The 26940-nt window shown below is 66.2% G+C and carries 21 protein-coding genes; 12 read left to right on the plus strand and 9 right to left on the minus strand.

All coding sequences use genetic code 11. From position 1 onward, the window contains the following. Nucleotide 1 precedes the first annotated feature (1 nt). The 3 genes from AC1DKN_RS01210 to AC1DKN_RS01220 all read right to left on the minus strand — a co-directional run bounded on the left by AC1DKN_RS01210 (nt 2) and on the right by AC1DKN_RS01220 (nt 3725). On the minus strand, nt 2–1096 hold the full coding sequence (locus tag AC1DKN_RS01210) for an extracellular solute-binding protein (RefSeq protein WP_476859553.1): 1095 nt from the start codon (nt 1094–1096) through the stop codon (nt 2–4). 329 nt (nt 1097–1425) lie between these two features. After that, nucleotides 1426–2625 (minus strand): metal-dependent hydrolase family protein, encoded by a 1200-nt coding sequence (locus AC1DKN_RS01215; RefSeq protein WP_476870239.1) that lies wholly within the window; start codon nt 2623–2625, stop codon nt 1426–1428. A 50-nt stretch (nt 2626–2675) separates the two neighbouring features. Then, nucleotides 2676–3725: a LacI family DNA-binding transcriptional regulator gene (locus tag AC1DKN_RS01220; protein WP_243178260.1), complete on the minus strand. Its 1050-nt coding sequence runs from the start codon at nt 3723–3725 to the stop codon at nt 2676–2678. 166 nt (nt 3726–3891) lie between these two features. Here AC1DKN_RS01220 and uriH point away from each other — a divergent pair, with 166 nt between their 5' ends. From uriH to AC1DKN_RS01240, 4 genes are all read left to right on the plus strand, one after another. Then, nucleotides 3892–4905 (plus strand): uridine-preferring nucleoside hydrolase UriH, encoded by a 1014-nt coding sequence (uriH, locus tag AC1DKN_RS01225; RefSeq protein ID WP_476870240.1) that lies wholly within the window; start codon nt 3892–3894, stop codon nt 4903–4905. Next, complete coding sequence (gene uriT, locus AC1DKN_RS01230; protein WP_243178258.1) at nt 4902–6326, plus strand: uridine transporter UriT; 1425 nt, start codon at nt 4902–4904, stop codon at nt 6324–6326. Before uriH ends, uriT begins: the two co-directional genes overlap by 4 nt. Continuing rightward, nucleotides 6323–7279 (plus strand): ribokinase, encoded by a 957-nt coding sequence (locus AC1DKN_RS01235; RefSeq protein WP_476870241.1) that lies wholly within the window; start codon nt 6323–6325, stop codon nt 7277–7279. The genes uriT and AC1DKN_RS01235 overlap by 4 nt, the downstream gene beginning before the upstream one ends. Nucleotides 7280–7580: 301 nt before the next feature. Continuing rightward, nucleotides 7581–8741, plus strand: a complete 1161-nt coding sequence (locus AC1DKN_RS01240) for a M20/M25/M40 family metallo-hydrolase (RefSeq protein ID WP_476870242.1) — start codon at nt 7581–7583, stop codon at nt 8739–8741. A gap of 113 nt (nt 8742–8854) precedes the next feature. Here AC1DKN_RS01240 and AC1DKN_RS01245 read toward each other — a convergent pair whose 3' ends face one another. After that, the gene (locus AC1DKN_RS01245) at nt 8855–9826 is read right to left on the minus strand and encodes a polysaccharide deacetylase family protein (protein ID WP_476856072.1); all 972 of its coding nucleotides are present in this window, start codon (nt 9824–9826) and stop codon (nt 8855–8857) included. A 15-nt stretch (nt 9827–9841) separates the two neighbouring features. Continuing rightward, nucleotides 9842–11371: a purine-cytosine permease family protein gene (locus AC1DKN_RS01250; protein WP_476849969.1), complete on the minus strand. Its 1530-nt coding sequence runs from the start codon at nt 11369–11371 to the stop codon at nt 9842–9844. A 107-nt stretch (nt 11372–11478) separates the two neighbouring features. Here AC1DKN_RS01250 and AC1DKN_RS01255 point away from each other — a divergent pair, with 107 nt between their 5' ends. Continuing rightward, a complete protein-coding gene (locus AC1DKN_RS01255; RefSeq protein WP_476870243.1) occupies nt 11479–13023 on the plus strand; it encodes a PucR family transcriptional regulator in 1545 nt (514 codons plus the stop codon). A 36-nt stretch (nt 13024–13059) separates the two neighbouring features. On the opposite strand, the gene AC1DKN_RS01260 is transcribed toward AC1DKN_RS01255, so the two are convergent. The 4 genes from AC1DKN_RS01260 to AC1DKN_RS01275 all read right to left on the minus strand — a co-directional run bounded on the left by AC1DKN_RS01260 (nt 13060) and on the right by AC1DKN_RS01275 (nt 17990). Continuing rightward, complete coding sequence (locus AC1DKN_RS01260) at nt 13060–13869, minus strand: IclR family transcriptional regulator (protein ID WP_476856070.1); 810 nt, start codon at nt 13867–13869, stop codon at nt 13060–13062. A gap of 94 nt (nt 13870–13963) precedes the next feature. Beyond that, complete coding sequence (locus AC1DKN_RS01265; protein ID WP_476870342.1) at nt 13964–15220, minus strand: aminopeptidase P family protein; 1257 nt, start codon at nt 15218–15220, stop codon at nt 13964–13966. Nucleotides 15221–15283: 63 nt separating this feature from the next. After that, nucleotides 15284–16693, minus strand: a complete 1410-nt coding sequence (locus AC1DKN_RS01270; RefSeq protein ID WP_476870244.1) for an MFS transporter — start codon at nt 16691–16693, stop codon at nt 15284–15286. A gap of 625 nt (nt 16694–17318) precedes the next feature. Continuing rightward, entirely contained in the window at nt 17319–17990 is a 672-nt protein-coding gene (locus AC1DKN_RS01275; protein WP_476870245.1) for a GntR family transcriptional regulator, read from the minus strand. A gap of 159 nt (nt 17991–18149) precedes the next feature. Here AC1DKN_RS01275 and glyA point away from each other — a divergent pair, with 159 nt between their 5' ends. The 7 genes from glyA to purU are packed head-to-tail and all read left to right on the plus strand — an operon-like array spanning nt 18150 to nt 26939. Beyond that, nucleotides 18150–19490: a serine hydroxymethyltransferase gene (gene glyA / locus AC1DKN_RS01280; protein WP_476856067.1), complete on the plus strand. Its 1341-nt coding sequence runs from the start codon at nt 18150–18152 to the stop codon at nt 19488–19490. Continuing rightward, entirely contained in the window at nt 19487–20707 is a 1221-nt protein-coding gene (locus AC1DKN_RS01285) for a sarcosine oxidase subunit beta family protein (protein ID WP_026539064.1), read from the plus strand. Before glyA ends, AC1DKN_RS01285 begins: the two co-directional genes overlap by 4 nt. A 15-nt stretch (nt 20708–20722) precedes the next feature. Continuing rightward, nucleotides 20723–21067 (plus strand): sarcosine oxidase subunit delta, encoded by a 345-nt coding sequence (locus AC1DKN_RS01290; protein ID WP_476870246.1) that lies wholly within the window; start codon nt 20723–20725, stop codon nt 21065–21067. Continuing rightward, nucleotides 21064–24018, plus strand: coding sequence for a 2Fe-2S iron-sulfur cluster-binding protein (locus AC1DKN_RS01295; protein WP_476870247.1), 2955 nt, complete (start codon nt 21064–21066; stop codon nt 24016–24018). The genes AC1DKN_RS01290 and AC1DKN_RS01295 overlap by 4 nt, the downstream gene beginning before the upstream one ends. Then, complete coding sequence (locus AC1DKN_RS01300; RefSeq protein WP_476870248.1) at nt 24011–24646, plus strand: sarcosine oxidase subunit gamma; 636 nt, start codon at nt 24011–24013, stop codon at nt 24644–24646. The genes AC1DKN_RS01295 and AC1DKN_RS01300 overlap by 8 nt, the downstream gene beginning before the upstream one ends. Continuing rightward, entirely contained in the window at nt 24646–26061 is a 1416-nt protein-coding gene (locus AC1DKN_RS01305; RefSeq protein ID WP_476870249.1) for an L-serine ammonia-lyase, read from the plus strand. Before AC1DKN_RS01300 ends, AC1DKN_RS01305 begins: the two co-directional genes overlap by 1 nt. A gap of 2 nt (nt 26062–26063) precedes the next feature. Continuing rightward, complete coding sequence (gene purU / locus AC1DKN_RS01310; RefSeq protein WP_243178245.1) at nt 26064–26939, plus strand: formyltetrahydrofolate deformylase; 876 nt, start codon at nt 26064–26066, stop codon at nt 26937–26939. Nucleotide 26940: the final 1 nt, after the last annotated feature.

Raw genomic sequence — 26940 nt, forward strand, 5'->3', positions numbered from 1 at the left:
GTCAGCTGGCCTGCCAGAGCTTGAACTGCTGCTCGGTCTTCTTCAGGTTCTGCGACCACCACTTGTCGTCTCGGACCAGGATCTTGTCCGCGAGCCGGGGGCTGGTGGGAAGCGTGTCGGCGATTTCCTTCGGCAGCTTGGACAGCGCCGGGGTGTTGGCCAGGGTCAGGTTGGTGACCTTGTCGAACGCCGCGCCGGCCTCGGCGTCGTTGGACATGAAGTTCATCAGTTTGAAGGCCGCTTCCTTGTTCTTGGCGCCCTTCGGAACCACGAAGTAGTCGCCGGCGAGGACGGCGTTTTCGGCGGAGAAGTTCAGTTTCGCGCCGTCGTTGCGGGCTGCGTTAATGCGGTTGTTGAAGCTGGTGGAGAGCGAGACCTCGCCGGAGGTGAGCTGCTGGATGGGCTCCTGGTTGGCGGCGTGGTACAGAAGCCGGTCCTTGCCCGGGTGCTGGCCCAGGACCCTAAGGGCCCGGTCGACGTCGAGCGGGTAGATCTTGTCGAAGGGGACACCGTCGGCCAGCAGCGCGGCTTCCAGGACGGAGCTGTCGGAGAGCTGGTTGTACACCGAGCGCTTGGTGTTGTACTTGCCCTGGTCGAAGAATTGGGCCCAGTCTTTCGGGGCCTGCGCGTCGGAAATGACCTTCTGGTCCCAGGCCATGACAAACAGGAAGCTCAGGTACTTGATGCCGTATTCAGCCTTCGCGTATCCGGGCAGGCCCCTGTCGCTGATGATGTCGTAGTCGAACTTCTCCAGCAGCCCCTCGGCCACGGCCACCTCATACTCCGGCGCCGTGATTTCCACGAGGTCCCACTGCACGTCGCCGGACTGGACCTGGGCCTTGAGCGCGGCCAGGGAGGTGTTGGCCAGCAGCGTCGTCTGGATCCCCGACTGCTTGGAGAACGGGTCCAGGATTGTCTGGGTCAGCTGGTCGTTGTACGAGCCACCATAGGACGTGACGGTCACCGTCTTGTTGGCAGCGGCACTTTCGGCGGGCTTCGCCGCGCAGCCGGAGAGCGCCAGACCCGCAAATGGCGTCAGCGCTGCCGCCTTGAGGAGCTGCCTGCGGTCAAAGGGAGTGGAACGGAATGCTGTCATGGGGGAAGTGCCTCTCATGGACGCGGGCACGCCAAAAGAGGGCGTGCAGGATTGCGGGCGTGGCGGGGTGCGGTGCGTGTGATTGCGTGTGACGCAGTGAAGCGAGAAGAAGTGAAGAGAGAAGGAGAAGTGACAGCTGCGGTTCGCGCGCGCCATCCATTCCAGCTGGAGATCTCGAGTCCGCCTTCCGGCGGCTTTTCGGTTTCGCAACTGTAACTGTGAAGTTGCTCACTAGTCAACAGTTGTATTGCTTTAAGAAACAACGAGATTTCTGCCCCGCGAGCTCCCCTAACGCCGGCCCTCCTGAGCCCGCCCGGGCATCTCCCGGGTCACCGAATGATGCGCCCGTCGTGGATAACAGTCCTCGACCTGTTGTGGTCCCAGAGAACTGCCGGGTCCACAAAGGGGTCGCCGTCCAGAATCACGGCATCGCCCGCCATTCCAGCGCCGATGCTCCCGATGCTTGGGTCCTGAAGGAGCTCTGCGTTTACTGAGGTAAGGGATCTCAGCGTCTCCAAGACGCCTGCCGCCTCGATCTGCAGCCGAATGCCGACAAGCTGATCATCCTCAAGGTCCCCCATCAGGTCGGATCCGAAGCCCACCTTGACTCCGGCCTGCAGGGCCAGTTCCACAGCAATTTTGCCGGCCTCAAGCACCTCGGCGTTCTTGGCCTGGGAAACGGGGTTCAGGCCCATTGCAGCTCCCCTTCGGCTCATGGCGTCGTAGGCGGCAAGCGTCGGCACGAGGAAGCTCCCGTGCTCGGCCATCATCTGCGCCGTGTCCCGGTCCAAGAGGTTCCCGTGTTCTATGGAACGTACCCCGTTTTCCACGGAATGCCTGATTGCCTCGGGTGAATACGCATGGGCCGCCACGTAACTCTTGCGCCGGGTGGCCTCGTCCACCACCGCCCGGACTTCTTCCGCTGAATACTGCGGCAGCCGGATGGGATCTGTCAGGGAGACCACGCCTCCGGAAGTCATGATCTTGATGGCGTGGCTTCCCGTGCGGAACCGATCACGAACTGCCCGGCGCAGGTTGTCTACCCCGTCCACCACGGCGCACATGTGACCGTGATCGAAGCAGACATCCAGATCCGCGGACCGGGGATCGCCATGGCCACCGGTTTGGCTGAGGGCCGGACCCGTGTAGTAGTATCTCGGAGCCGTGACCAGGCCGCTGCGGATGGCGCGGGCCAGCCCGCTGTCCCCGCCGGCCACATCGCGGACGGTCGTGAATCCCCGCCGCACGGCGGCGCCCAAGCGGCGCGCCCCCACCAGTGCGGTGTAGCTCAGGAGCGAGCGCTCAACCTCAAGGCCGCCCAAGCCCACGGCGTACGCGTGAAAGTGGGCATCGATGAGCCCTGGCACCACGACGCGGCCGCCGGCGTCGATCACCTCACCTTCGGGGATGACGTCGCCGGTTTCCTGGATGATCCCGTCCCGGAACAGGATGGATCCGCTCGCCAGCTCGGGCGAATGTCCGTCAAAGATCCGGGCATTGTGGATGGTCAGGGCGTCTGCGTTGGTCATGCTGACAACTCCTCGGGTGAGATGTTCGTGGGTGGGCTCGGTCCGGTTTTCTAGGTGCTGGCCGGTTCCGTGGAACCGCGGACCATCAGTGAACCCTGGAGGATCAGCTGGTGCTGTTCCAAGCCCTTGCCCTCCATGACCCTGCGGAGCTGTTCGCCGGCCCTGGCCCCGAGGGCGTCGCCCGGAAGGTGGACGCTGGTCAGGCCCGGGTTGGACGTGGCCGAATAGGGCAGGTCATCGAAGCCTGCCACGGCCAGTTCCTGCGGAATGCGGACGCCGGCCACCCTGGCTTCCTGCAGCACGCCGTAGGCATGGGTATCGGTGGCGCAGACGACGGCGGTGACACCGTCCCGCTGCCAATCCGGCCACGCCGCGGCGAACGCGCCGGCGGCGGCGCCGACGTCAATGGTGGTGCCGATGACATGGTCCGTGGCCACGGTGATGCCCAGCGCCGCGGACTCCTCTAGGAATGCCGCCCGCCGGATATCGAAGGTCGCCGTGCCGGTCACACTGTCCATGTACGCCGCTTGTTTGTGTCCGGCGTCCGCCAGGTGCCGGGCCAGCAGGCGGGCGCCGTGTCCGACGTCGAGATTCACCGAGGGGGCGAAGGACTCCAAGCCGGGGGCGTCCAGCAGAACGAGAGGCCCAGCGACGGAAAGATCCTCCAGGAACTCCGCGCTGGGCGCATCTACGAGCAGCCCGGCCGGCCGCAAAGCCAGGAGCCTGCGGACGTCGTCGACGCGCGGGAACTCCCCGGCGTCCGTGACGGAGAGCAGCAGCTGGTATTCGGCGCCGAGCGCGCCGCGGACACCTGCAATGACGTTGGCGAAGAAAGGGTTGGAGATGTCCGGCGCCACGAGAATGACGATCGAACTGATGCCCTTGGCTAGCGAACTGCCAATACTGTCCACCACATAGCCGAGTTCCGCAATGGCTTCCCGGACCCGCGAAATGTTGTCCTCCGAGACCCGCCCCTGGGTCTTTCCGTTGGCCACAAGGGAGACCGTTGCGGTGGAGACCCCGGCCCGCGCAGCCACCATCGCCGCAGTGACGCGCGGGGTGCGCCCCCGAAGCTCGTGTACTTGTTCGCCGGATTCCATACCTCGATCGTAGCCGGGAGTGACGCATCGCACCTGCCGCAAGACATCAAGCGCTTGACGTCACTTACGTTAAGCGCTTGACGCTTGACGCTTGACAGTGCCAAACTCACTCTGAACGCTTTATCGCACCGCCCCGGCGGACCCCCAACGACGTGGAGATATTTACGTGGATCCCATCACCCTGAAACCGGAACCCAGGAAGATCATCCTGGACTGCGACCCAGGCCATGACGACGCCGTGGCCATGCTGCTGGCTCACGGCAATCCGTACATTGAGCTGCTCGCGGTCACAACGGTCGTCGGCAACCAGACCCTCGAAAGGGTCACCCGCAACGCCCTGTCGGTGGGCACGATTGCCGGCATCACCGGCGTCCCCTTCGCCGCCGGCTGCGATCGGCCCTTGGTCCGCAGCATCGAAACCGCCCCCGACATCCACGGTGAGAGCGGCATGGACGGCCCCGCCCAGCCCGAATCCAGCATCGAACTGGACCCGCGCCACGCCGTCGACCTCATCATCGACACTGTTATGGCGCACGAGCCTGGCACTGTGACGCTGGTGCCCACGGCAGGACTGACCAACATTGCCATGGCGGCCCGCAAGGAGCCGCGCATCGTGGAGCGCGTGAAAGAAGTTGTGCTCATGGGCGGCGGGTACCACGTAGGCAACTGGAGCGCCGTTTCCGAATTCAACATCATCATCGACCCCGAGGCCGCACATATTGTGTTCAACGAGCCGTGGCCGGTGGTCATGGTGGGCTTGGACCTCACGCACCAGGCCCTCGCGACCCCCGAAGTCGTGGAAAAAATCGCCGCCGTGGGTACCAAGCCCGCCCAGTTCGTGCTGGAGCTGATGGAGTTCTTCACCAAGACGTACAAGGACGCCCAGGGCTTCGATTACCCGCCCGTCCACGACCCCTGCGCGGTGGCCTACGTCATCGATCCCACGGTGATGACCACCCGCAAAGTCCCCGTGAACATCGAACTGCAGGGCCAACTGACGCTCGGCATGACCGTCGCCGATTTCCGCGCCCCGGCACCGGAGGACTGCCACACGTCTGTTGCTGTGGACCTCGATCACGCGAAGTTCTGGAACCTCGTCACAGACGCCCTGGTGCGCATCGGCGACGTGGACCCGTCCGCCGCCGTCAGCATCGGCGCAGGAAACGGAGCCAACTCATGAGCACTCTGACTTACGAATCCAAGACAACGGGACGAAGCGTCGCTGCACTCACGGCGGCCCTGTTGACGGCCTGCATTGCCTTCCAGCTCAACGCATCGATGCTCAGCCCCGCCCTGGTCACGATGGGCAACGAACTCCACACCGATCAGGCCGTGATCGGCCTGTCCCAGACCTGGTTCTTCACCGCGGCAGCACTGTTTTCCCTCTTCCTGCCGCGCCTGAGCGACATTGTGGGGCGCAAGAAGATCCTGCTGGGCATGATGTTGATGATGGCTGTCGGCTCGGTGATCGCGGCCATGGCTCCCGATATCACCTGGCTCTTCGTCGGACGCATCATCCAGGGCGTCAGCGGCCCCACGGTCCCGCTGTGCCTGATCATGCTGCGCTCCGCCGTCAGTGACCCGCGGAAGTACGGTGCCCTCATGGGCCTCATCACCGCCGTCAACGGCGGGGTTGCCGGCGTCGACTCCTTTGTCGGCGGTTACTTCGCCGAGCATTACGGATTCCGCAGCATCTTCTGGCTCATGGTGGTGCTGGCCGTCGTGGCGGCGGGCCTGGTCGCCGTTCTGGCCGGTGAGAGCAAGCCGGCGGTGGGCACCAAGATGGACTGGCCCGGCGTCTTCTTCATCGTGATCGCGGTCGGCGCCCTGCTCACAGCCCTCAACGAGGCCTCCAAACTGGTCAGCGGATTCTCCCCCGGCACCCTCGCACTGGCGACTGCCCTCATCGCCGTTGCAGTGATCGCCTTCTTCGGGTTCTGGACGGTGGAAAAGCGCTCCCGGCAGCCCATGGTGGAGACCGCCCACCTGCGCCAGCGCTCCACTTGGGCGCCGTTGCTGACCACAATCCTGACCATGACCGGCGTCTTCGCGGTCATCAACGGGATCGTTCCCGCCTACGTGCAGGCCACGGCTCCCGGCTTCGGCGTGGGACCGACCGAAATGTCACTCATCATCCTGACTCCCTACGCCCTCCTGGGCTGGGTTGTCGGACCCATCAGCGGCCGTTTGGCCCCGGTTTTCGGCTACACCAAAGTTTTGCGGATCGGCATGGCCGGCAGCGTCGTGGCCCTGGCGATCATCGCCTTCTTCGGCCTCAGCAGCCTGCCCATGATGATTGCCGGAACAGCGTTGCTGGGCATCATGTACGCGGGTACGGTCAACATCATGCTGAACGGCCTTGGCGTTGTCCTCTCCCCAGCTGGCAACCCCGGCTTTCTCCCCGGCATGAACGCCGGCGCGTTCAACCTGGGCGCCGGCCTGAGCTTCCTGGTCCTGCCGGCAGCGCTGGTGGCCTCTTCTGCACTGGGCGATGCCCAGGCATCCTACTTGACCGCGATCACGGTGGGCCTGATCATCACCGTGGCGGCTTTCGCCGCCTCACTCCTGATTCCCAAGCCCTTGGAAGCTGAGGCGAAATGACCCGCCCGGACTCTGGCCGGATCGTCGTCGTCGGTTCACTGAATGCGGACCTGACCATCTACTGCGACAGGCTCCCCCTCCCCGGCGAAACGGTGCACGGGAATGGCTTTGCGGTCAATCCCGGCGGCAAGAGCGCCAACCAGGCGGTCGCGGCGGCCAAACTCGGAAGCCGGGTCGCGCTGATCGGTGCGGTGGGCGACGACACCAACGGGACCATGCTTCTGGCCTCCACCGCCGGGGCCGGGGTGGACATTTCCCGCGTCCGCCGCACGCCTGATGCTGCGACCGGCGTCGCCGTCATTTCCGTCGACGCCCACGGTGAGAACAACATCATCATCTCGGCCGGAGCCAACGGCACACTGGCGCCCGGGGATGTTGCCGCTTCCGCCGAATTGTTCGAGGGCGCGTCCGTGATGTGCCTGTGCCTCGAGGTCGGTCTGGACACCGTTGAGGCCGCGGCCCGCTTGGGCCACGACGCCGGGGCGACAGTTCTGCTCAACCTGTCGCCCTACGCCGAGATCCCGGCGAGCTTGGCCGCACTCTGCGACATCCTGCTGGTGAACGCGCATGAGGCGTCGCTGTTCCTGGGCGGCGCCGCCGTGCCCGACGCCGGGGCTGACACCGCGGCGTGGGCGCCGGTCCGGGACAAGTTCGCCGATCGCGGACTGCACCGCGTTGTGGTCACTTTGGGGGCGAACGGCTCCGTCGTCCTGGACTCCGGAGCCGGCGTCGAGGGCCGCATCACCCGCATTGAACCCACCAGGGTCGACGCCAAGGACACCACCGGTGCAGGCGATGCATTCACCGGGGCCGTGGCTGCGCGCCTTGCCGCCGGCGATTCACTTCCGGCCGCTGCCGCCTTCGCGTCCGTTGCCGCGGCCTTGGCAGCGACCAGGAAGGGGACGCAAACGGCGTACCCGAAAGCGGCGGATGTGGAGGGACTGCTCGCTTAACGGCCACCCCCGCCAGTTAGGGCCGCCACGGGAGGGGGCGCCGCAGAGCCTGTCTGCGGCGCCCCCTCCCGGTTAAGCGCCGGACCGGTCTGGTGGTCCTTGGTTGATGCAACCCAATTGCACAGCAGATTCACAGCGAGGCGCTATTGAAGTTACAGCCGCGGGGCCGACAATGGTTCGACCTGATAGGAGTATTTGCCGGGCGATGGTGGCCGCGACTTACTGGAGCGTCAGTGGCGAGCGTCCTGACCAATCGAGCCGGAGCAAGCGAACTTGTACCGACTAGTGATGGGCTCCCGGCATGATCACTCTCCGCAAGCACGTACTTCCCTCGCTCCTCGCCCTGGTCCTGCTCTCGACGTCGGCCTGTACCTCCGGTGTCGCGGCTGGCATCCCGTCGGCCGGCGTTCCGTCCGGTGGCACACCATCTGGCACACCCTCAGGTGGCACACCGAGCAAATCCGGCGGCGGGACGAGCCAATCCGCCGCACCCTCCGAGTCCGCCAGCCCGAGTGCTGCGGTCCCGCAGCTAACCCCGGCGAGCACGGTGGATGCGCGCACGGTGCTGGCGGCGTTCAAGTCCCGGGACATGGTGGGGCACCTGCAGGCGCTGCAGCGGGTGGCCGATGCCAACGGCGGGAACCGGGCCTCGGGCACCTCGGGGTATGAGGAGTCGGCCCGCTACGTCGAGGAACAGCTGCGCGCGGCCGGGTATGAACCGGTGCGGCAGAGCTTCACGTTCAAAGAGGACGGCCGCCGCGGCAAGACGGTGGAGTCCTTCAACATCCTCGCCGACACCGGGGGCAGCGCCGGGCACACCGTGGTGGTGGGCGCGCACCTGGACTCCGTGCAGGAGGGACCGGGCATTGATGACAACGGCAGCGGGGTCGCGGCCGTCCTGGAGACCGCGCGGTGGATGAAGGAGGCCGGGATCACCCCGGCCAACCGGGTCCGGTTCGCGTTCTGGGGCGGCGAGGAGGACGGGCTGTACGGGTCCCAGCACTACGTCGACGAACTGAGTGCGGCCGAGATCGGCCAGACCGCGGCGAACCTGAACGTGGACATGGTGGCCTCGCCCAACGGGGTCCGCTCGGTCCATGACGGGGACGGCACGGACTTTGGCCACGCCGGCCCGGCCGGGTCCAAGGCGATCGAGAACGTCTTCTTCCGGTACTTCCAGGAGAACGCGCTGCCGGCCGAGACCACGCCCTTTGACGGGGGCTCGGACTACGACGCCTTCCTCTCGGCCGGCATTCCCGGCGGCGGGCTGTTCACCGGGGATGAGAAGAGGAAGACCCAGGCCCAGGCGCAGGCCTATGGCGGGGTGGCGGGCAAGGACCTGGATCCCTGCTACCACGAGGCCTGCGACACGATCGCCAACACCAATCCGGAACTGCTCACCGAAATGTCCGGCGCCCTGGCCTACGGCACCGTGGCCTACGCGATGGCCAAGACCGGCTAAACACCAGCTTCGCCGCCGGCTCCGGGCCGCCCCGCAGGAAGGTCCCCGGCCCAGCCACCTTCTGACGAGGGGCCGTGCCGGGGACCTGTGCTTGCCAGGGCCGAATTTGTGCCCTAGATTCCGGCCCCGCGCCGCGCCGTGGCTCCTTGGGGCTGCCGCACGCCGGCCGGTGTGAACTGTGCGCCGGTGTCCGGGAATCCGGGCACGGCAATGCGCGCGTGGGTGTGGATCTCCTCGACGGAGTCGCGCGTGTGCTGCGCGATCTTCTCCATGGTGGTGACCCACATGCCGTCCATCGACTTGACCCGGTCCATCAGCTGCTCCAGGGCCACGGCCTTGGACGGCCGGCCGGAAATGAAGGGGTGGTTGGTCAGGACGAAGCAGCTCCCGGCAGCGTGGTGGGCCTCGGCCTCCAGCGTCCACATTTCGAGGACCTTGGCCGGGCTTTCGATGACGCCGCTTCCGGTGACGCCCGGGTAGAAGGCATACTGCTCCCAGTCGTCCAGGGCCCAGTCGACGGGGATTTCCACGAGATCGCGGGGGTCTGCCTCGGCAACGCTGAAGCGGTACGGCGCGTCGCCGTCGAGCAGGCTTGAGTCATACAGGAACCCGCGGTCGGCAAGGAGGGCCGGGGAATGCCAGTTGAGCTCCCACCACGGTGCCCTGTAGCCGGTCGGCCGGACGCCGGCGGCCTTGGCCAGGGCATCCAGGCCCCGGTCCAGGTACCGCGCCTCCGTGGCGGCGTCGATGCCTTGCATGGGTTCGTGCAGGTACCCGTGGTGTGCAATCTCGTGGCCGCCGTCGGCTATCCGGCGGACCACGTCCGGGTAGCATTCGGCGGTGAAACCCGGGACGAAGAACGTCGCCTGGATCTGCTGGCGCTCGAGGATCTGCAGAATCCGCGGGACGGCGACCTTGGGCCCGTAGGACTGGTGCGTCATGAGGGACATGCGCCTGGTGCTCTGCGGGTCATGGGCGATGGTGCAGGATTCGGCGTCGACGTCGAAGGTGAAGGACGCCGCGGCACGATGACCTTCGGGCCAGGTAATGGGATGGGCGGTGTCGGCGAAAGCGGGGAAGTTCACGGGGTTGATCTCCTGCTAGAGGGCGGCGGGCGTGGTTGATGTGACCGCAAGGCCGGTAGCGTCAGGTGAATCTGCGGTCTGTTCGCTGGGGGTGGGGACATCCAGGAACTTCCTGTGGAACCGCGGACCGAGGACGGCGTAAGCCGCGGCACTGGCCAGTCCCCCGGCGAGCCAGGACAGGTCCCATCCGCCCAGGGCGACGGCGATGGGCCCCTGCATGGCCGGCACCAGTCCGTACATGAACAGCCAGGTGGCGAAGATGCCGATGAGCAGGGAAGCGACACCGGCCGGATTCACGCCCGGCAGGCGTTTGGTGCCGACGGCGTCAAAGAGCCGGGACGGGTCGCCGGGCCAGCGCTTCTCGATCCAGAAGTAATGGACCAGCATGACTCCGCCCCAGGCAGCCACCCAGGCGACCAGCCCAATCAGCCAGGCATCCAGCACGGAGGCGAAATCCTCCTGGAAGATGAAGAAGATCACGGCCGCGAGGGAGAAGACGCCGACGAACAGGTTCAACTTGCGCCGGCTGATGGAGATGTCCAGGGCCTGCGTGGCGACGGAAAAGGTGTAAATGTTCAAGATGTTGGTCGCGATCGGGCCGTGCAGGACCATGAGCAGCACCGGGAGGGCCAGCGCGCCGAAGTTCTGGACGATGAGTTTGCCGGGATCAATTTCACCCGTGTTGGTCGCCAGGCTGGCCCCCAGGATGCCCAGCCAGACGACCGGGATGAACTGGCCCAGCACCGAGGCGAGGTAGACCTTGCGCTTGGGCACCGAGGTGCTGACAAAGCGGGAGTAATCCGCGGCGTAGGTGAACCAGGTGATGCCCCAGCCGATGCCGATGGCCGTCATGACTGCGCTCATCGCGGCGATGCGTTCCGAGCCTTCCAGGATATGGCCGGCCGGGCCGGCGTAGGTCCAGTTGATCTTCATGCCGAACCAGGCCACTGCCGACATCACGGTCAAGATGATGATGGTGGGCGGAACGGTCCACTTCTCGAAGGCAGCAATGGCTTTATAGCCGAACCAGGCGATGGCTACCTGTACAGCCATGATGAAGGTGGCGATGCCAATCTTCCAGGCGTAGTTCTTGGCCTCCGGGTCAACCCAGCCGAGCGTCCCGAACAAGGCCATGACCAGATCCAGGATGATCCAGGTGTTGACCGCACACCAGCCGATCACCAGGAGAGCCTGGATGCCGGCGGGCAGGTAGTTGCCGCGCCGGCCGAAGGCGGCGCGGGCCAGCACCATGCCGGTCGCCCCGGTCTTCTGGCCCAGCAGGACGAAGCAACCGAAGAGCAGCATCCCGATGAGGTTTCCGAGGACAAGAACCGTGACGGTGTCCGCGAATCCCAGGCCAAGCTGGATGCCGAGCGCTCCGAGCACCCAGTTGATCGGGGCGAGATTGGCGCCGGCCCAGATCCAGAACTGGCCCGAGACCTTGCGGGTCCGTTGTGATTCGGGGATGGGCTGGAGCCACGCTTCGTGGTCTACGCTCGCTTCCGGCGCGGTGCCGGCAGGGGCCGCTGGGGATTTTTGACGCATGTGGAGCCTCCGAGGATGTGTGGGATTCCTCAAGATTATGTGTCGCAGGCCACATACGACTATATACAATGTGTCTAAATATACCCAGAGCAACGCGACGGAGTGTAATGTCCATCCTTCTTCAAGACGTCCTGAACCACCCGACCATGGCGGCCGCCGACCCCATTGTCCGCGCCGCGGCCAGGGCCGCCGCCCGGGCGCAGCTCCGGTGGATCCACTCCAGTGAAATCATTGATATCGCGCCCCTGCTGGCCGGCGGGGAACTTCTGCTAACGGGCGGAGAAGCCCTGGCCCTCGCCTCGGAGGAGCGGCAGGTCAACTACATCCGCCAACTGGCGGAGCGGGGCGTTGCCGCCGTAGCTATCGAAACCGGGGCCGCCCTTCCGTCCCTGCCATCGTCTATGGTGGCGGCCGCCGAGGCGGCCGGACTGCCCCTGATTGAACTTCGCGGGGTGGTGCCGTTCGTCGGAATCACGCAGGCCATCAATTCGATGCTGGTCAGCGACTCGGTATCGCAGTTGCGGCGGGCCGATGAGGCCAGTCACGCGATGGCCGTCGAACTGGCGCACGGCGGTGGCCTGGACCGGATCCTCGCCGTGCTGGCCGGCATCATCAATGCCGAGGTGACACTGACATCCATAGCCGGCGCGACCCTGGCCAGCGCAAACCCGGGGCGGGCCGAGGCCGCCGACGTCGATGCCTCCACCGTTGGGCCGCAGGAGCAGGCACGCCTGATTCACATCGACGTGCCTATCCGCGGCATCCTTGCGGCTCAACTGTTGCTGCGGGTCCCGGCGGACGAGGACCAGAACCTGGCCCGGACGGCCGGAAATCGTTCTGTGGACATCCTTGCCCTGGCGTTGCTGCAGCGGATGTCCCCCGGGCTCAAGGAAGTCGCCGGAGCGGCCCTGCTTCGCGCGATTGATTCCGGCAGTCAGGCGTGGCGGCTCCAGCAATTAGCTTCCGCGGCCGGGATTCCGCCGGGTGCCACAATCGTGGCCATCATGGTCCGCTCCGGCATGCTCCAACACCTCCGCGCTTCTGTGGAGCAGCTCTTGGCCCGGCGGGCGCAGCCCAGCGCAACCTATGTCGATAATGCCGAGCTGCTGGCGGTGGTGGTCCTCCCGGGCGATAGTCCGCTGGACAGCAGGGACGCACTTCTGGCTGGCCTGCGGGCGCTACCGGCCCCATCAGACACGCTGGTTGCCGTCGGCCCGGTGGCCGTCGGGATTTCGGAAGCCCCATGGTCCTTGTCGGAGGCCAGGCTGACCCTGGAATTGGCGGGCGCGCTGGGGCAACCACATACGGGAACCCAAGGTCCGCACAGTCCCGTGATCGATTGCGAGGCATTCGCCGTCGAACGCCTTGCCGTGGGAAGCCTGGACCCTGGCCAACGGCGGAACTTCGTGCGCCAGCAGCTGGGGGCTCTCTTGGATTATGATGCGCAACGCAATTCCCGGCTGCTTGGCACCCTGGCCATGTGGCTGGATTCCGGCTGCAACACGGCCCAGGCGGCGAGGGAACTGCACGTGGAGCGGCAATCGATGCATCAACGGCTGCAGCGGATCTTCGAGCTGTGCGGCGGCGACCCCCGGCGGACGGGCCGGCTCGCAGCGTTGCATTTGGCCGCGCGGCTGGCCCGGCTCAGCTGACGTGCGCTCGGCGCCTTAGTCCGGGCGCGGGCCGCGCTAGCCGTTGCTGGACGCGCGCCCGCCCAGCCGGCTGGTGATTTTATCGGCCGCAGCGGCGCACGCTTCGCCCAGGCCCTGCAGCCCTTCGCGTGAGACGCGGAACCGCGGCGCCGAGATCAGGACGGCCGCCACGATATCGCCGCGGTGGTCGTGGACGGGAGCGGCCACGCCCACTTCATCGATGGAGGATTCGCCGTAGTTGATGGCCCAGCCCCGGGCCGTCACGTCCTTGAGCTTGATCTGGTAGCCATCCAGGCCCGCATCATCGAGCCCCGGGTAGCTGATCGCCCCGCTGCGCAGGAGCACACGGACGCGTTCGACGGGCGCTGCGGCCAGGAAGACCTGCACGGAGGCGCTCATGGCGTCGGTGTACCGGGCTCCCAGCGGGGTGGTGTGCTTGATCTGGTGGTGGCTGGCGATCTGCTCCACGCACATTGACTCTGCGCCGTTCCACACCATGAGGGCGCTGGTTTCGCCGGTCTGTTCGGTAAGTTCACGCAGGACGGGATACGCCACCCGCCGTTCTTCCAGTTCGGCCAGCAACGGCCCGGCGACGGCGATCAGTCCCAGCCCCAGCCGGAAGCGGCGGGTTTCCGGATCGCGTTCCACCAGGTGTTCCTGTTCGAACGTGGCCAGGATCCGGGAAACCGTGCTCTTGTGCAGGCCCACCCGGTTCGCGATCTCGGTGACCCCGAGCAACGGTTCGTCCGCCGTGAAGGTTCGCAGCACGGCGATGGCGTTGACGATGACGGAGGTGCCCTTGGTGTCGCCGTTTCCGGTGGTCCCGGGAGATTCTGCTGGGGTCATGGTGTCTACCATCATTCCGCATGAGGGCCCAAAAGCGGCGCCACGGTGGACGTGGCGCCGCTTCTGGGTCCTGCCTTCAGGGGGTCTGGGCGCCTCAGGCTCCGATGATGTTGTATTCGGGGCCGAACGGGAACTTGGTGATGTTCTCGGCTCCGTCCTCGCCGACCACCAGGATGTCGTGCTCACGGTAGCCGCCTGCGCCGGGCTGGCCGTCCAGGACGGTGATCATGGGTTCCATGGAGACCACCATGCCGGGCTCGAGCACGGTGTCGATGTCCTCGCGGAGTTCCAGTCCGGCTTCGCGGCCGTAGTAGTGGCTCAGGACGCCGAAGGAGTGTCCGTAGCCGAACGTCCGGTTGGCGAGAAGTCCGTGGCTGACGTAGATCTCGTTCAGCTCGGCGGCGATGTCCTTGCAGACAGCCCCCGGCTTGATGAGCTCGAGGCCGCGCTTGTGGACCTCGACGTTGATGTTCCACAGTTCGAGGGAGCGGGCGTCGGGTTCGCCGTAGAACAGGGTGCGCTCCAGTGCCGTGTAGTAGCCGGAGGTCATGGGGAAGCAGTTCAGGGACAGGATGTCGTGTTCCTGGATCTTGCGCGTGGTGGCCCAGTTGTGGGCGCCGTCGGTGTTGATGCCGGACTGGAACCAGACCCAGGTGTCACGGATTTCCGAGTCCGGGAACGTCCGCGCGATTTCGTGGACCATGGCTTCGGTGCCGATCAGGGCGACCTCATATTCGGTGATGCCGGCGGTGATGGCGTTGCGGATGGCTTCGCCGCCCAGGTCACCGATGCGGGCCCCGTGCTTGATCACCTCGATCTCTTCGGCCGACTTGATCATCCGCTGGCGCATCGCGGCCTGGGCGACGTCCACCAGGGTGGCCCCTGCAAAGGCCGCCTGGATCTTGTTGCGGTTGTCCAGCGGGAGCGAATCGTCTTCGACGCCGAGCCGGCGGGGGTTGATGCCGCGGGTGCGCAGCGCCTCCTGGATGGCGAAGATGTAGTTGTCCCGGCGCCAGTCCGTGTACACCACGTTGTCGCCATAGCTGCGCCGCCACGGCATGCCGGCGTCGATGTTGGCCGTGACGGTCACGGTCTCGTCCTTCGTGACCACCATGGCGTAGGACCGGCCGAAGTAGGTAAAGAGGAAGTCCGAGTAGTACTTGATGGAGTGGTAGCTGGTCAGGACGACGGCGTCCAGGTCTTTTTCGGCCATGATGCGGCGCAGTCCGCCGAGCCGGCGCTCAAATTCGGCGTTGGAAAAAGTCAGCTTTTCCTTCTGCCCGTTGTGCAGGACTTTCAGTCGCTCCAGTTCGGCGATGGACGAAGCGTTGTTGGACGTTGCGATGGTCATGGTGGTGGTGCCTTTCTGCATTGCTGTTCTTTGGAGGGGAAAATTTGGGGGCGCCGGCGCGGGCTACTCGTGGCGCAGCGGTTCCTTGCTGGTTTCACGAGAGAGGACGACGGCGATCAAGGAGATGACCGCGGCGCCGGCGAGGTACCAGGCAGGAGCCAGGGCATTGGCCGTCGCGGCGATCAGGAGGGTCGCCACGAACGGCGCCGTGCCGCCGAAGAGCGCGTTGGAGAGATTGAAGCTGACGGCGAAGCCGCTGTAGCGGACGCGGGTGGGGAACATCTCCGCCAGGAAGCTCGGGAGCGTACCGTCGTTGAGCGTCAGCATGCCGCCCAGCAGGATCTGGACCAGGACGATCACCAGGAAGTTCCCGGTGCCCAGCAGGGCGAAGGCCGGCACGGTCAGCAGGATGAAGCTCAAGGATGCGGCGATCAGCACCTTTTTGCGGCCGTAGCGGTCCGAGAGCATACCGGTCAGGAAGATGAACCCGATGTACGTCACCAGGGCGATGGTGGTGGCCAGGAAGGATTCGGCCGCGCCGAGACCGAGCTCCGAGGACAGATATGTGGGCATGTAGCTCAGGATCACGTAGAACCCGACGGCGTTGAGCAGCACGGCTCCGACGGCCTTCAGCAGCAACCGCCAGTGCTTCCGGAAGAGGCTGGATACCGGGGCCTTGATGGCCTGGTCCTCCTCTGCCAGTTCGCGGAACACCGGCGTGTCTTCGAGCTTGGTGCGGATGTAGCGTCCGATCAGGCCCATCGGTGCTGCGAGCAGGAACGGCAGGCGCCATCCCCAACTCTGCATCGCCTCGGCGCTGAGCAGGACGGTCAGCAGGCCCGCGAGCAGGGAGCCGAGCAGCAGGCCCGCGGCCGTGCTGGCCGGAACCACCGCCGCGTACAGGCCGCGTTTGTTGGCCGGGGCGTACTCGACCAGGAAGGCGGACGCGCCGGCGTATTCGCCGGAGGCGGAGAAGCCCTGGACGACGCGCACCACCAGGAGCAGGATCGGGGCCCAGATGCCGATGGAGTTGTACCCCGGGATCAGTGCGATGCAGAAGGTCGCTCCGGACATGATCAGGATAGACAGGGAAAGGGCAGTCCGGCGCCCCACCCGGTCACCGATGTGGCCCCAGACGAAGCCGCCAAGCGGCCGCACCAGGAACGAGATGGCGAAGAGGGCGAAAGTCAGTAGAAGCGCCGTCTGGGGATTGGACTCGGGGAAGAAGACCGCGGCGATTGTTGCGGCCAGGTAGCCGTAGACGGCGTAGTCGAACCATTCGACGAAGTTTCCGATGAAGCTGGCGGCGACGACCCGCCGTCGGGTTTCCTTACTGACTGCGGGATCGTGGCCGCCAGGGGCCGCATGGCCGCTCAACGTGGTCTGTCCCGAGGACGTACTGCCATGCCCGCTATTCGACTCCGGGCTGGTCTGCCCCGCAAGAGTGGCGGGGGAGGAAGTTTCGTTACTCATGTGTCCACCAAAGTGTTTTGGAGTTGCAATCAGTGCAACGCTGTTGCACCATAATAGGCGTGACGCATGACACAGTCAATGCCTTTTTGTTTCAGGCTTGTGGATTAAGTCAATGAAGATGCCCGGGCGCGCCAGCCCTGGGAGCGGCCCACCTTGGAACTCAAGGTTGCGTTCAACGAGACGGGGTTGCGACAGATGCGCCTCTGACCTGCTGCCTTGTGAAAAGCTTGGGCCGGGCGGCGGCGCGGTTCCCTCCGGGGCGCCGCGGTGCGAGACTTGGTGAACTATCGAGCGACTGGGGGGCCAGGTCAGGAGATCGTCTTGGGCATTCTGGTACGCACGCGCACTTCCGGCCGCCGGACGGCGGACGAGCCATGATGGCCGGGTGGGCCTATCTCATGGCCGGAATCATGACCGTCGACTCGCTCCTGCTGGGGCTGCTTCTGATGAACGTGAAGTGGCCGAAGCGCTGGAAGAAAAACGGCTGAAGTTCCGGAACTCTAATCCACTGCGGCGGTGACTCGGGCGCCCGTCGTGGTCGAAGTCGCCGGTCACGTGCGGGCTCGCCGGAAGCTTAAGGCGAGCCCGCACGCTTCCCGCGACCCCGGCGGGAGGGTCGCCGCGGCTAGAGGACCTTGCGGATGGTCTCCTCGAAGCTGGTGACGTGGTGCAGGGCGAGCTCGCCGGCCCTGTCCGCGTCGCCGTCGGCCACCGCCTTGAGCAGCTCCACGTGCTCGGTGATGTGGCCGCTGACCGAGGGGACCTTGTCCAGGACCAGGCACCAGATGCGCGTGGCCAGGTTGTCGTAGCGGATCAGCGTGTCTTCCAGATGAGGGTTGGCCGCGGCCCGGTAGATCAGGCGGTGCACCGTCAGGTCGTAGCGCATCAGTTCCCGGGACTCTGCTGGGCTCGGGGCCAGCTCTGCAATGGTCTTGGCGACATCCAGCAGTTCGCGGCGCGTGGCGGCGTTGGCCCGCGTTGCCGCCCGCCGCGCCGCCAGAGGTTCCAGCAGTTCCCGGATTTCCGAGACGTCGGCCAGTTCCGTGAAGTCCACGGTGGTGGCAAAGGTCCCCCTTCGCGGGTATGAAACCACCAGGTGGTCCACTTCCAGCCGCTTGATCGCCTCGCGCACGGGAGTACGGCCGAACCCGAGCTCGGCGGCGAGCTGCCCGTCATTGATGGGTTCGCCCGGCCGGATTTCGAGCATGATCAGCTTGTCGCGCAACTGCCTGTACGCGGCCTCCGCCTGGGAGATGGCTTCGTCCTCTGCGGGCGGCAGGACGGTGAGTGCATTCACAGCTCGGCTCCGTTTCTGGATTTCAACGTTCCTGGATTTCAACCGGAAGCCTGGTTCCACTTGGCTTCCGGCTATTGACTCTGGTGTGATCTCAATCATACCATTGTTCTCACACTGATATATCAGTCATAGCAATAGTGGTATTTCAAAGGAGCAACCGTGGTTGAGCAGTTGAACGAGCGACTTTCCGTAGTCGATCCCGAGGTCGAAGAGGCCGTGGCGCGCGAACTGAAGCGCCAGCAGTCCACCCTGGAAATGATTGCGTCCGAGAACTTCGCCCCCGCCGGGGTCATGGAGGCACAGGGTTCGGTGCTGACCAACAAGTACGCCGAGGGCTACCCGGGCAAGCGCTACTACGGCGGCTGCGAGCACGTTGACGTGATCGAACAGCTCGCGATCGACCGGGTCAAGGCCCTGTTCGGCGCCGAGTACGCCAACGTCCAGCCGCACTCCGGCGCGCAGGCCAACGCCGCCGCCATGTTCGCCCTCCTGGAACCGGGCGACACCATCATGGGACTGGCCCTGGCCCACGGCGGCCACCTCACCCACGGGATGAAAATCAATTTCTCCGGCAAGCTCTACAACGTGGTCCCGTACCACGTGAGCGAGCACAACCACCTGGTGGACATGGCCGAAGTGGAGGCCCTGGCCCTTGAACACCGGCCCAAGATGATCGTGGCCGGCTGGTCCGCCTACTCCCGGCAGCTGGACTTCGCCGAGTTCCGGCGCATCGCCGACCTCGTGGGCGCCTACCTCATGGTGGACATGGCACACTTCGCCGGCCTCGTGGCCGCCGGGCTTCACCCGAACCCGGTCCCCTACGCCGACGTCGTCACCACCACCACGCACAAGACCCTCGGCGGACCGCGCGGAGGCGTGATCCTGGCCAAGGAGGAGTACGCACGCAAGATCAACAGCGCCGTGTTCCCCGGCCAGCAGGGCGGCCCGCTGGAACACGTGATCGCGGCCAAGGCCGTGGCCTTCAAGATCGCGGCGTCACCGGAGTTCAAGGAACGCCAGGAGCGCACGCTCGAAGGCGCCGGGATCCTCGCGTCCCGGCTCCTTAAGGACGACGTCGCGGCGGCCGGGATCTCCGTGGTCAACGGCGGCACCGATGTGCACCTGGTCCTGGTGGACCTGCGGGACTCGGAACTGGACGGGCAGCAGGCCGAAGACCGGCTCCACCGGATCGGCATCACCGTCAACCGCAACGCCGTCCCGTTCGATCCCCGCCCGCCCATGGTGTCCTCCGGGCTGCGGATCGGCACCCCCGCCCTGGCCACCCGCGGCTTCGGTGCCGCGGAGTTCACCGAGGTGGCGGACATCATCGCCTCCGCCCTCATCTCGCAGGCGCCCGGGGACGAACTCAGCGACCAAACCGCCGCTGAACTGCGTGGACGCGTCAGCGCCCTCGCGGACCGGTTCCCCCTTTACCCGCATCTCGGCACCGGCACGACGGCGACCGGGCTTGAGGCAGAACTGATTGGAGCAGCACAATGACCACCGAACACCTGCCGGAGCACCCGGACTTCCTCTGGCGCAACCCGGACCCCAAATCCTCCTACGACGCCGTGATTGTGGGCGGCGGCGGACATGGACTGGCGACGGCGTATTACCTGGCCAAGAACCACGGGATGACCAACATCGCCATCCTGGAAAAAGGCTGGCTGGCCGGCGGGAACATGGCCCGGAACACTACCATCATCCGCTCCAACTACCTCTGGGACGAGAGTGCGGCGATCTACGAGCACGCCCTGAAACTCTGGGAGATCCTGCCGGAGGAACTCGAATACGACTTCCTGTTCAGCCAGCGCGGGGTCATGAACCTGGCCCACACCCTGGGTGACGTCCGCGAAAGCGTCCGCCGCGTCGGGGCCAACAAACTCAACGGCGTCGACGCCGAGTGGCTGGACCCGCAGCAGGTCAAGGAACTCTGCCCCATCCTGAACATCAACGACAACATCCGCTACCCGGTCATGGGCGCCACCTACCAGCCGCGCGCCGGCATCGCCAAGCACGACCACGTCGCCTGGGCGTTCGCCCGCAAATGCGACGAGCTCGGCGTGGACATCATCCAGAACTGCGAGGTCACCGGCTTCATCAAGGACGGCAACCGCGTCACCGGGGTCAAGACCACCCGCGGCACCATCAACACCGAAAAGGTCGGACTCTGCGCCGCCGGGCACAGCTCGGTGCTTGCCGAAATGGCCGGATTCCGGCTCCCCATCCAGTCCCACCCCCTCCAGGCACTGGTGTCCGAGCTCCACGAGCCCGTCCACCCCACCGTCGTCATGTCCAACCACGTCCACGTCTACGTCTCCCAGGCGCACAAGGGCGAACTGGTCATGGGCGCCGGCGTGGACTCCTACAACGGCTACGGCCAGCGCGGATCCTTCCACGTGATCGAGCACCAGATGGCAGCCGCCGTCGAACTCTTCCCGATCTTCGCCAGGGCCCACGTGCTCCGGACGTGGGGCGGGATCGTGGACACCACCCTGGACGCCTCCCCGATCGTAGGCACCACCCCGGTGGAAAACATGTTCGTCAACTGCGGCTGGGGCACCGGCGGATTCAAGGGCACACCGGCGGCCGGGCTGACGTTCGCCCACACGATCGCCACCGGAGAACCGCACAAACTCAACAAGCCCTTTGCACTCGAGCGCTTCGAAACCGGCGCCCTGATCGACGAACACGGCGCCGCCGCCGTGGCCCATTAGAAGAGAGGTAAGGACATGCTCCTGATTCCCTGCCCCAACTGCGGTCCCCGCGACGAGACCGAATTCCACTACGGCGGACAGGCCCACGTGGCCTACCCCGAAAACCCGGCAGAGCTCACGGACCGCGAATGGGCCGAGTACCTGTTCTACCGCGACAACACCAAGGGCGCCTTCGCCGAACGCTGGCTGCACAGCACCGGCTGCCGGCAATGGTTCAACATGCTCCGCGACACCGTCACCTACGACATCCAGGCCGTATATCCGATGGGCCAGCTTCGCCCTGACAAGGAAAACGCAGCCACGGGCCCCACAGCCCCCACCGTCACCAGCCCCGTCTCCCCGGAAGGAGCAGTCAAATGACCGCTCAGCCGCAGCCCGCGCGTCTTAGCACCGGCGGACGCATCGACCGCAGCGTCACGTGGCGCTTCACCCTGGACGGCCGTGAGTACACTGGCCACCCCGGCGACACCCTCGCCTCCGCCCTGCTGGCCAACGGCCGGCTCCGCGCAGGCGACTCCCTGTATGAGGGACGGCCCCGCGGCATCATGTCCGCTGGCGTCGAGGAATCCAACGCCCTGGTCAAGATCGCGGCCCGGTTCCCGGGCCACGTGGCCGAATCCATGCTCCCGGCCACCACGGTGTCCCTCGTGGACGGCCTCAGCGCTGAACTGCTCAGCGGACTGGGCAAGCTGGACCCGGCCGAGGACCACGCCGAATACGACAAGAAGTATGTCCACACCGACGTCCTGGTGGTCGGTGGCGGCCCGGCAGGCCTGGCCGCGGCCCGCGAGGCCGTCCGCTCCGGCGCCCGGGTCATCCTTATCGACGACCAGCCCGAACTGGGCGGCTCGCTGTTGTCCGGCTCCACGGATCCGGCCCTCGTCGAGAGCATCGAAGGGCAGCCCGCCCTGGAATGGGTGGCCAATGTTGAAGCCGAACTGATCTCCGCGGCCGAGTGCACGGTACTGAACCGCACCACGGCCTTCGGCTCCTACGACTCCAACTACATCATCGCGGCCCAGAACCGGACGGACCACCTCCTCACCCCGGCCGCGCCCGGCGTGTCCCGCCAGCGGATCTGGCACATCCGCGCCGCCCAGGTCATCCTGGCCCCGGGCGCCCACGAACGCCCGCTCGTTTTCGAAAACAACGACCGCCCCGGCATCATGCTGGCCTCCGCGGTGCGCAGCTACCTCAACCGCTACGCCGTCGCCGCCGGTTCCCGGGTGGTCATCAGCACCACCAACGACAGCGCCTACGCCCTGGCCGCCGACCTCCGCGCCGCCGGCATCAAGGTCGAGGCCGTCGTGGACGCCCGCCCACAGCTGAGCGAAACCGCCGCGGCAGCTGCGGCCGCGGGAACGCGGGTGCTGATCGGCAGCGCCGTCGCCAACACCACCGCTGCTGTGTCCGGCGACGGCCGGCTCCTCGGCGTTACCGTCCGGAGCATCAACGACGCCGGCGAACTCACCTCGGGCATCGAACACCTCGCCTGCGACCTGCTGGCCGTCTCCGGCGGCTGGTCACCGGTGGTGCACCTGCACTCCCAGCGCCAGGGCAGGCTCCGCTGGGACGAAGACCTCGCCGCCTTCGTCCCCAACAGCGTGGTCCCCAACCAGCAGGTGGCCGGCTCCGGACGCGGCAGCTTCGACCTCGACGACTGCGTGGCCGAAGGCATCTCCGCCGGGGCCGCGGCGGTCATCGCCGCGGGCTTTGAGTCCGATGCTGAACCGTCTGCGCCGACGCCGCCGCGCGCCGCCGCCCCCACCCGCCAGCTCTGGCTGGTACCCGGGCAGGACGGCGGCCCGGATGACTGGCACCACCACTTCGTGGATTTCCAGCGCGACCAGTCCGTGGCCGATGTCCTCCGCTCCACCGGTGCCGGCATGCGGTCCGTGGAGCACATCAAGCGCTACACCTCGATCAGCACCGCCAACGACCAGGGCAAGACCTCCGGGGTGAATGCGATCGGCGTCATCGCCGCCGCGCTCCGGACAGCCGGCGAAGCGTCCCGCGGGATCGGCGACATTGGCACCACCACCTACCGCGCCCCCTTCACGCCCGTGGCGTTTGCCGCCCTGGCCGGACGCCAGCGCGGCGAACTCTTCGACCCCGCACGCCTCACTTCCATCCACCCCTGGCATGTCGTCCAGGGAGCCCTCTTCGAAGACGTCGGCCAGTGGAAGCGCCCCTGGTACTACCCGCAGGACGGCGAGGACATGGACACTGCGGTGCTCCGTGAATGCGCCGCCGTCCGGGAATCCGTGGGCTTCATGGACGCCACCACCCTGGGCAAGATCGAGATCCGCGGCAAGGACGCCGGCGAGTTCCTGAACCGCATCTACACCAACGCGTTCAAGAAACTCGCTCCGGGTTCGGCCCGCTACGGCGTCATGTGCACCCCGGACGGAATGATCTTCGACGACGGCGTCACCCTGCGCCTGGACGAGGACCGGTTCTTCATGACCACCACCACCGGCGGCGCGGCCAAGGTGCTGGACTGGCTGGAGGAATGGCTGCAGACCGAATGGCCGGAACTGGATGTGCACTGCACCTCCGTCACGGAGCAGTGGTCCACCATCGCCGTCGTCGGTCCGAAATCCCGCGCCGTTCTCGCCAAAGTGGCTCCGGAACTGGCAGCCGACGGCGGCCTGGACGCCGAGGCCTTCCCGTTCATGACGTTCAAGGAAACCACCCTGGCATCCGGTGTCCAGGCCCGGGTCTGCCGGATCTCGTTCTCCGGCGAACTGGCCTACGAAATCAACATCCCGTCCTGGTACGGGCTGAGCACCTGGGAAGCCGTGGCGGCGGCCGGCGCGGAGTTCAACATCACCCCGTACGGTACCGAGACCATGCACGTGCTGCGTGCGGAGAAGGGGTATCCGATCGTCGGCCAGGACACTGACGGGACCGTGACACCGCAGGACGCCGGCATGGAATGGGTCGTGTCCAAGGTCAAGGACTTCATCGGCAAACGCTCCTACACCCGCAAGGACGCCGGCCGCACCGACCGGAAACACCTGGTCAGCGTCCTCCCCGTGGACGGCACCATCCGGCTCCCCGAAGGCACCCAACTGGTGGAACAGGGCATCACCGTCAACCCCGCCTACGGCCCCGTGCCCATGCAGGGATTCGTGACCTCGAGCTACCACAGTGCGGCGCTGGGCAGGTCGTTTGCCCTGGCCCTGATCAAGAACGGCCGCAACCGCATTGGCGAGACCCTGGTGGCCGCCGCCGGCGACCAACTCGTGGACGTAATCGTCGCAGAAACCGTACTATTTGACTCTGAAGGGGCCCGCAAAGATGGCTGACACCGCAGCACTCGAAAATTCCAAGAAGATCCAGACCCTCAGGAAGAGTCCGGCGTCACTCCTGAGAACGGCTTTTGAAGCGGGATCCGTTGCGGGCACCGTGGAGCTGCGCGAGGTGCCGTTTCTGACCATGGCAGGGCTCCGGGTCGATCCTGCCGGCGACGCAGGGAAGCGGCTGGGCGCCCTCACAGGTGGCCTGCCCTCCGCTTCCGGGGAAGTCCGCGGCAGCGGCGACACCGCAGTGCTGTGGCTGGGCCCGGCAGAATTCCTGCTCGTGGCCCCCGCCGAATCCCACGAAAGCCTGGGCGGTGAGCTCCCCCGGGCGCTCATCGCAGCACTGGGCGACGGCCAGGGCCAGGTGGTGGATCTCTCCGCCAACCGCACCACGCTCGAGCTCTCCGGACCCCGGGCCAGTGCTGTGCTGGAGAAGGGCTGCGCCCTGGACCTGCACCCCCGCGTCTTCCAGCCCGGAACGGCCCTGTCCACGGAAATCGGCGGCATCCCCGTCGTTCTGTGGAAGACCGGGGACGAGACCTACCGGATCTTCCCGCGGGCATCCTTCGCGGAGTTCCTCGGCCGCTGGCTCCTCGACGCCATGCGCGAATATGCCTCCACCGAGGTCCCCTGATGGCGCTCAGCGTCCTCGACCTGTTTTCTGTTGGCATCGGGCCGTCCTCCTCCCACACGGTCGGCCCGATGCGGGCGGCCAAGCGGTTCGCCGACGGGCTCAAGAGCGACGGGCAGCTGAGTTCCACGGCGAGGGTGCAGGCCGAGCTGTTCGGTTCCCTCGGCGCCACCGGCCGGGGCCACGGTTCGGACAAGGCCGTCGTCCTGGGCCTCCAGGGCCAGGACCCCGAGACAGTGGACACCGCTACGGCGGATGACCAGGTGGCAGCCGCTGCCCTGGATGCGGAACTGCAGCTCGCCGGCCATCACCGGGTGGATTTCAACTGGGATGAGGACGTGGTTCTGCACCGCCGCAAGTCGCTGCCCGCCCATCCGAACGGCATGACCTTCCGGGCCCTCGACCACGCCGGCGACGTCCTCAGCGAACGGAGCTTCTATTCGGTTGGGGGCGGCTTCGTCGTCGATGGCAATGCACAAGGCGCCGACCACGTGGTGGCCGACGACACGGTGCTGCCCTACCCGTTCACAACAGCTGACGAACTCCTCAAAATATGCCATCGAGAGAATATGTCCGTCTCCGACGTCATGCTGGCCAACGAACTCGTCTGGCGCACCGAAGCCGACCTCCGGGAGAAGCTCTTGGCCCTGTGGGCGGTCATGCGCCAGTGCGTGGAAAACGGCTGCGCTGCCGAGGGAATCCTGCCCGGCGGGCTGAACGTCAAACGGCGCGCCCCGTCGTTGTTTCGGACGCTGGCAGCATCCGCCGTCAGCGCCGAGGCGGACGCCCGGAACCCATCGCCGGTCCAGGTCCCTGCCGACCCGCTGCTCGCCATGGAATGGGTGAACCTCTTCGCGCTGGCCGTCAACGAGGAAAACGCCGCGGGGGGCCGGATCGTCACGGCGCCCACCAACGGTGCCGCCGGCATTGTGCCGGCCGTGCTGCACTATTACGTCAAGTTCGTCCCCGGCGCCAACGACGACGGCGTGGTCCGCTTCCTGCTGGCCGCGGCCGCCGTCGGGATCCTGTTCAAGATCAATGCCTCCATCTCCGGGGCAGAGGTCGGCTGCCAGGGTGAAGTCGGATCGGCGTGCTCCATGGCGGCGGCGGGGCTCTGCGAAGTGCTGGGCGGCACCCCGGAACAGGTGGAAAACGCCGCCGAAGTCGGGATCGAACACAACCTCGGCCTGACCTGCGACCCCGTCGGCGGGCTGGTGCAGATCCCCTGCATCGAACGCAACGCCATTGCCAGCGTCAAAGCCATCAACGCCGCCCGCCTGTGCCTGCACGGGGACGGCAGCCATAAAGTCTCGCTGGACAAGGCCATTAAGACCATGCGCGAAACAGGAGCAGATATGAAAACCAAGTACAAGGAAACCTCCCGCGGAGGCCTCGCCGTGAATGTCGTGGAGTGCTGACCATGGCCGAGAACCAGAGCACCGAAACCGTGGAGCACATCCTGACCCTGGACTGCCCGGAAACGCGCGGGATCGTCCACGCCGTTTCCGGCTTCCTGCTGGACCAGGGCTGCGACATCCTGGAAAGCAAACAGTTCGACTCACAGCTGGACGGCCATTTCTTCATGCGGCTCCACTTCGCCTCGACAGGGGACCAAACAACCCTGGACACGCTTCGGGAAGCCTTCGTTCCGGTCGCCGACAAATTCGGCATGCGCTGGGACCTGCGGCGGCACGGCAGCAAACGGCGGGTCCTGATCATGGTCTCGAAGTTCGAGCACTGCCTCAACGATCTGCTGTACCGGGCCCGCACCGGTGAACTGCCCATCGAGATCGTCGGCGTCGTCTCGAACCATCCCGATCACCGGCGGACCGTCGAATGGCACGGAATCCCGTTCTTCCATGTGCCGATCACGCCGGACACCAAGCCCGCGGCCGAGCAGCGGCTCCTGGAACTGATCGACCGGATGGACGTTGAACTGGTGGTCCTGGCCCGTTACATGCAGGTCCTCAGCGACAACCTCACCCGCCAGCTGGATGGCCGCGCCATCAACATCCACCACTCTTTCCTGCCCAGCTTCAAGGGCGCGAAGCCCTACCACCAGGCGCACGCCCGGGGCGTGAAGACGGTCGGCGCCACAGCCCACTATGTCAACGCCGAACTGGACGAGGGGCCGATCATCGCCCAGCAGGTGGTGGAAGTAGACCACACCTTCGGGCCCGAGGACCTCGTGGCCGCCGGACGCGACACCGAGTGTAAGGCGCTCTCCAACGCCGTCCGCTGGCACTGCGAGGGACGCGTCATCCTCCAGGGCAACAGGACGGTCGTGCTGCGCTAGG

This window comes from Arthrobacter sp. 01N444, from assembly GCF_056399305.1.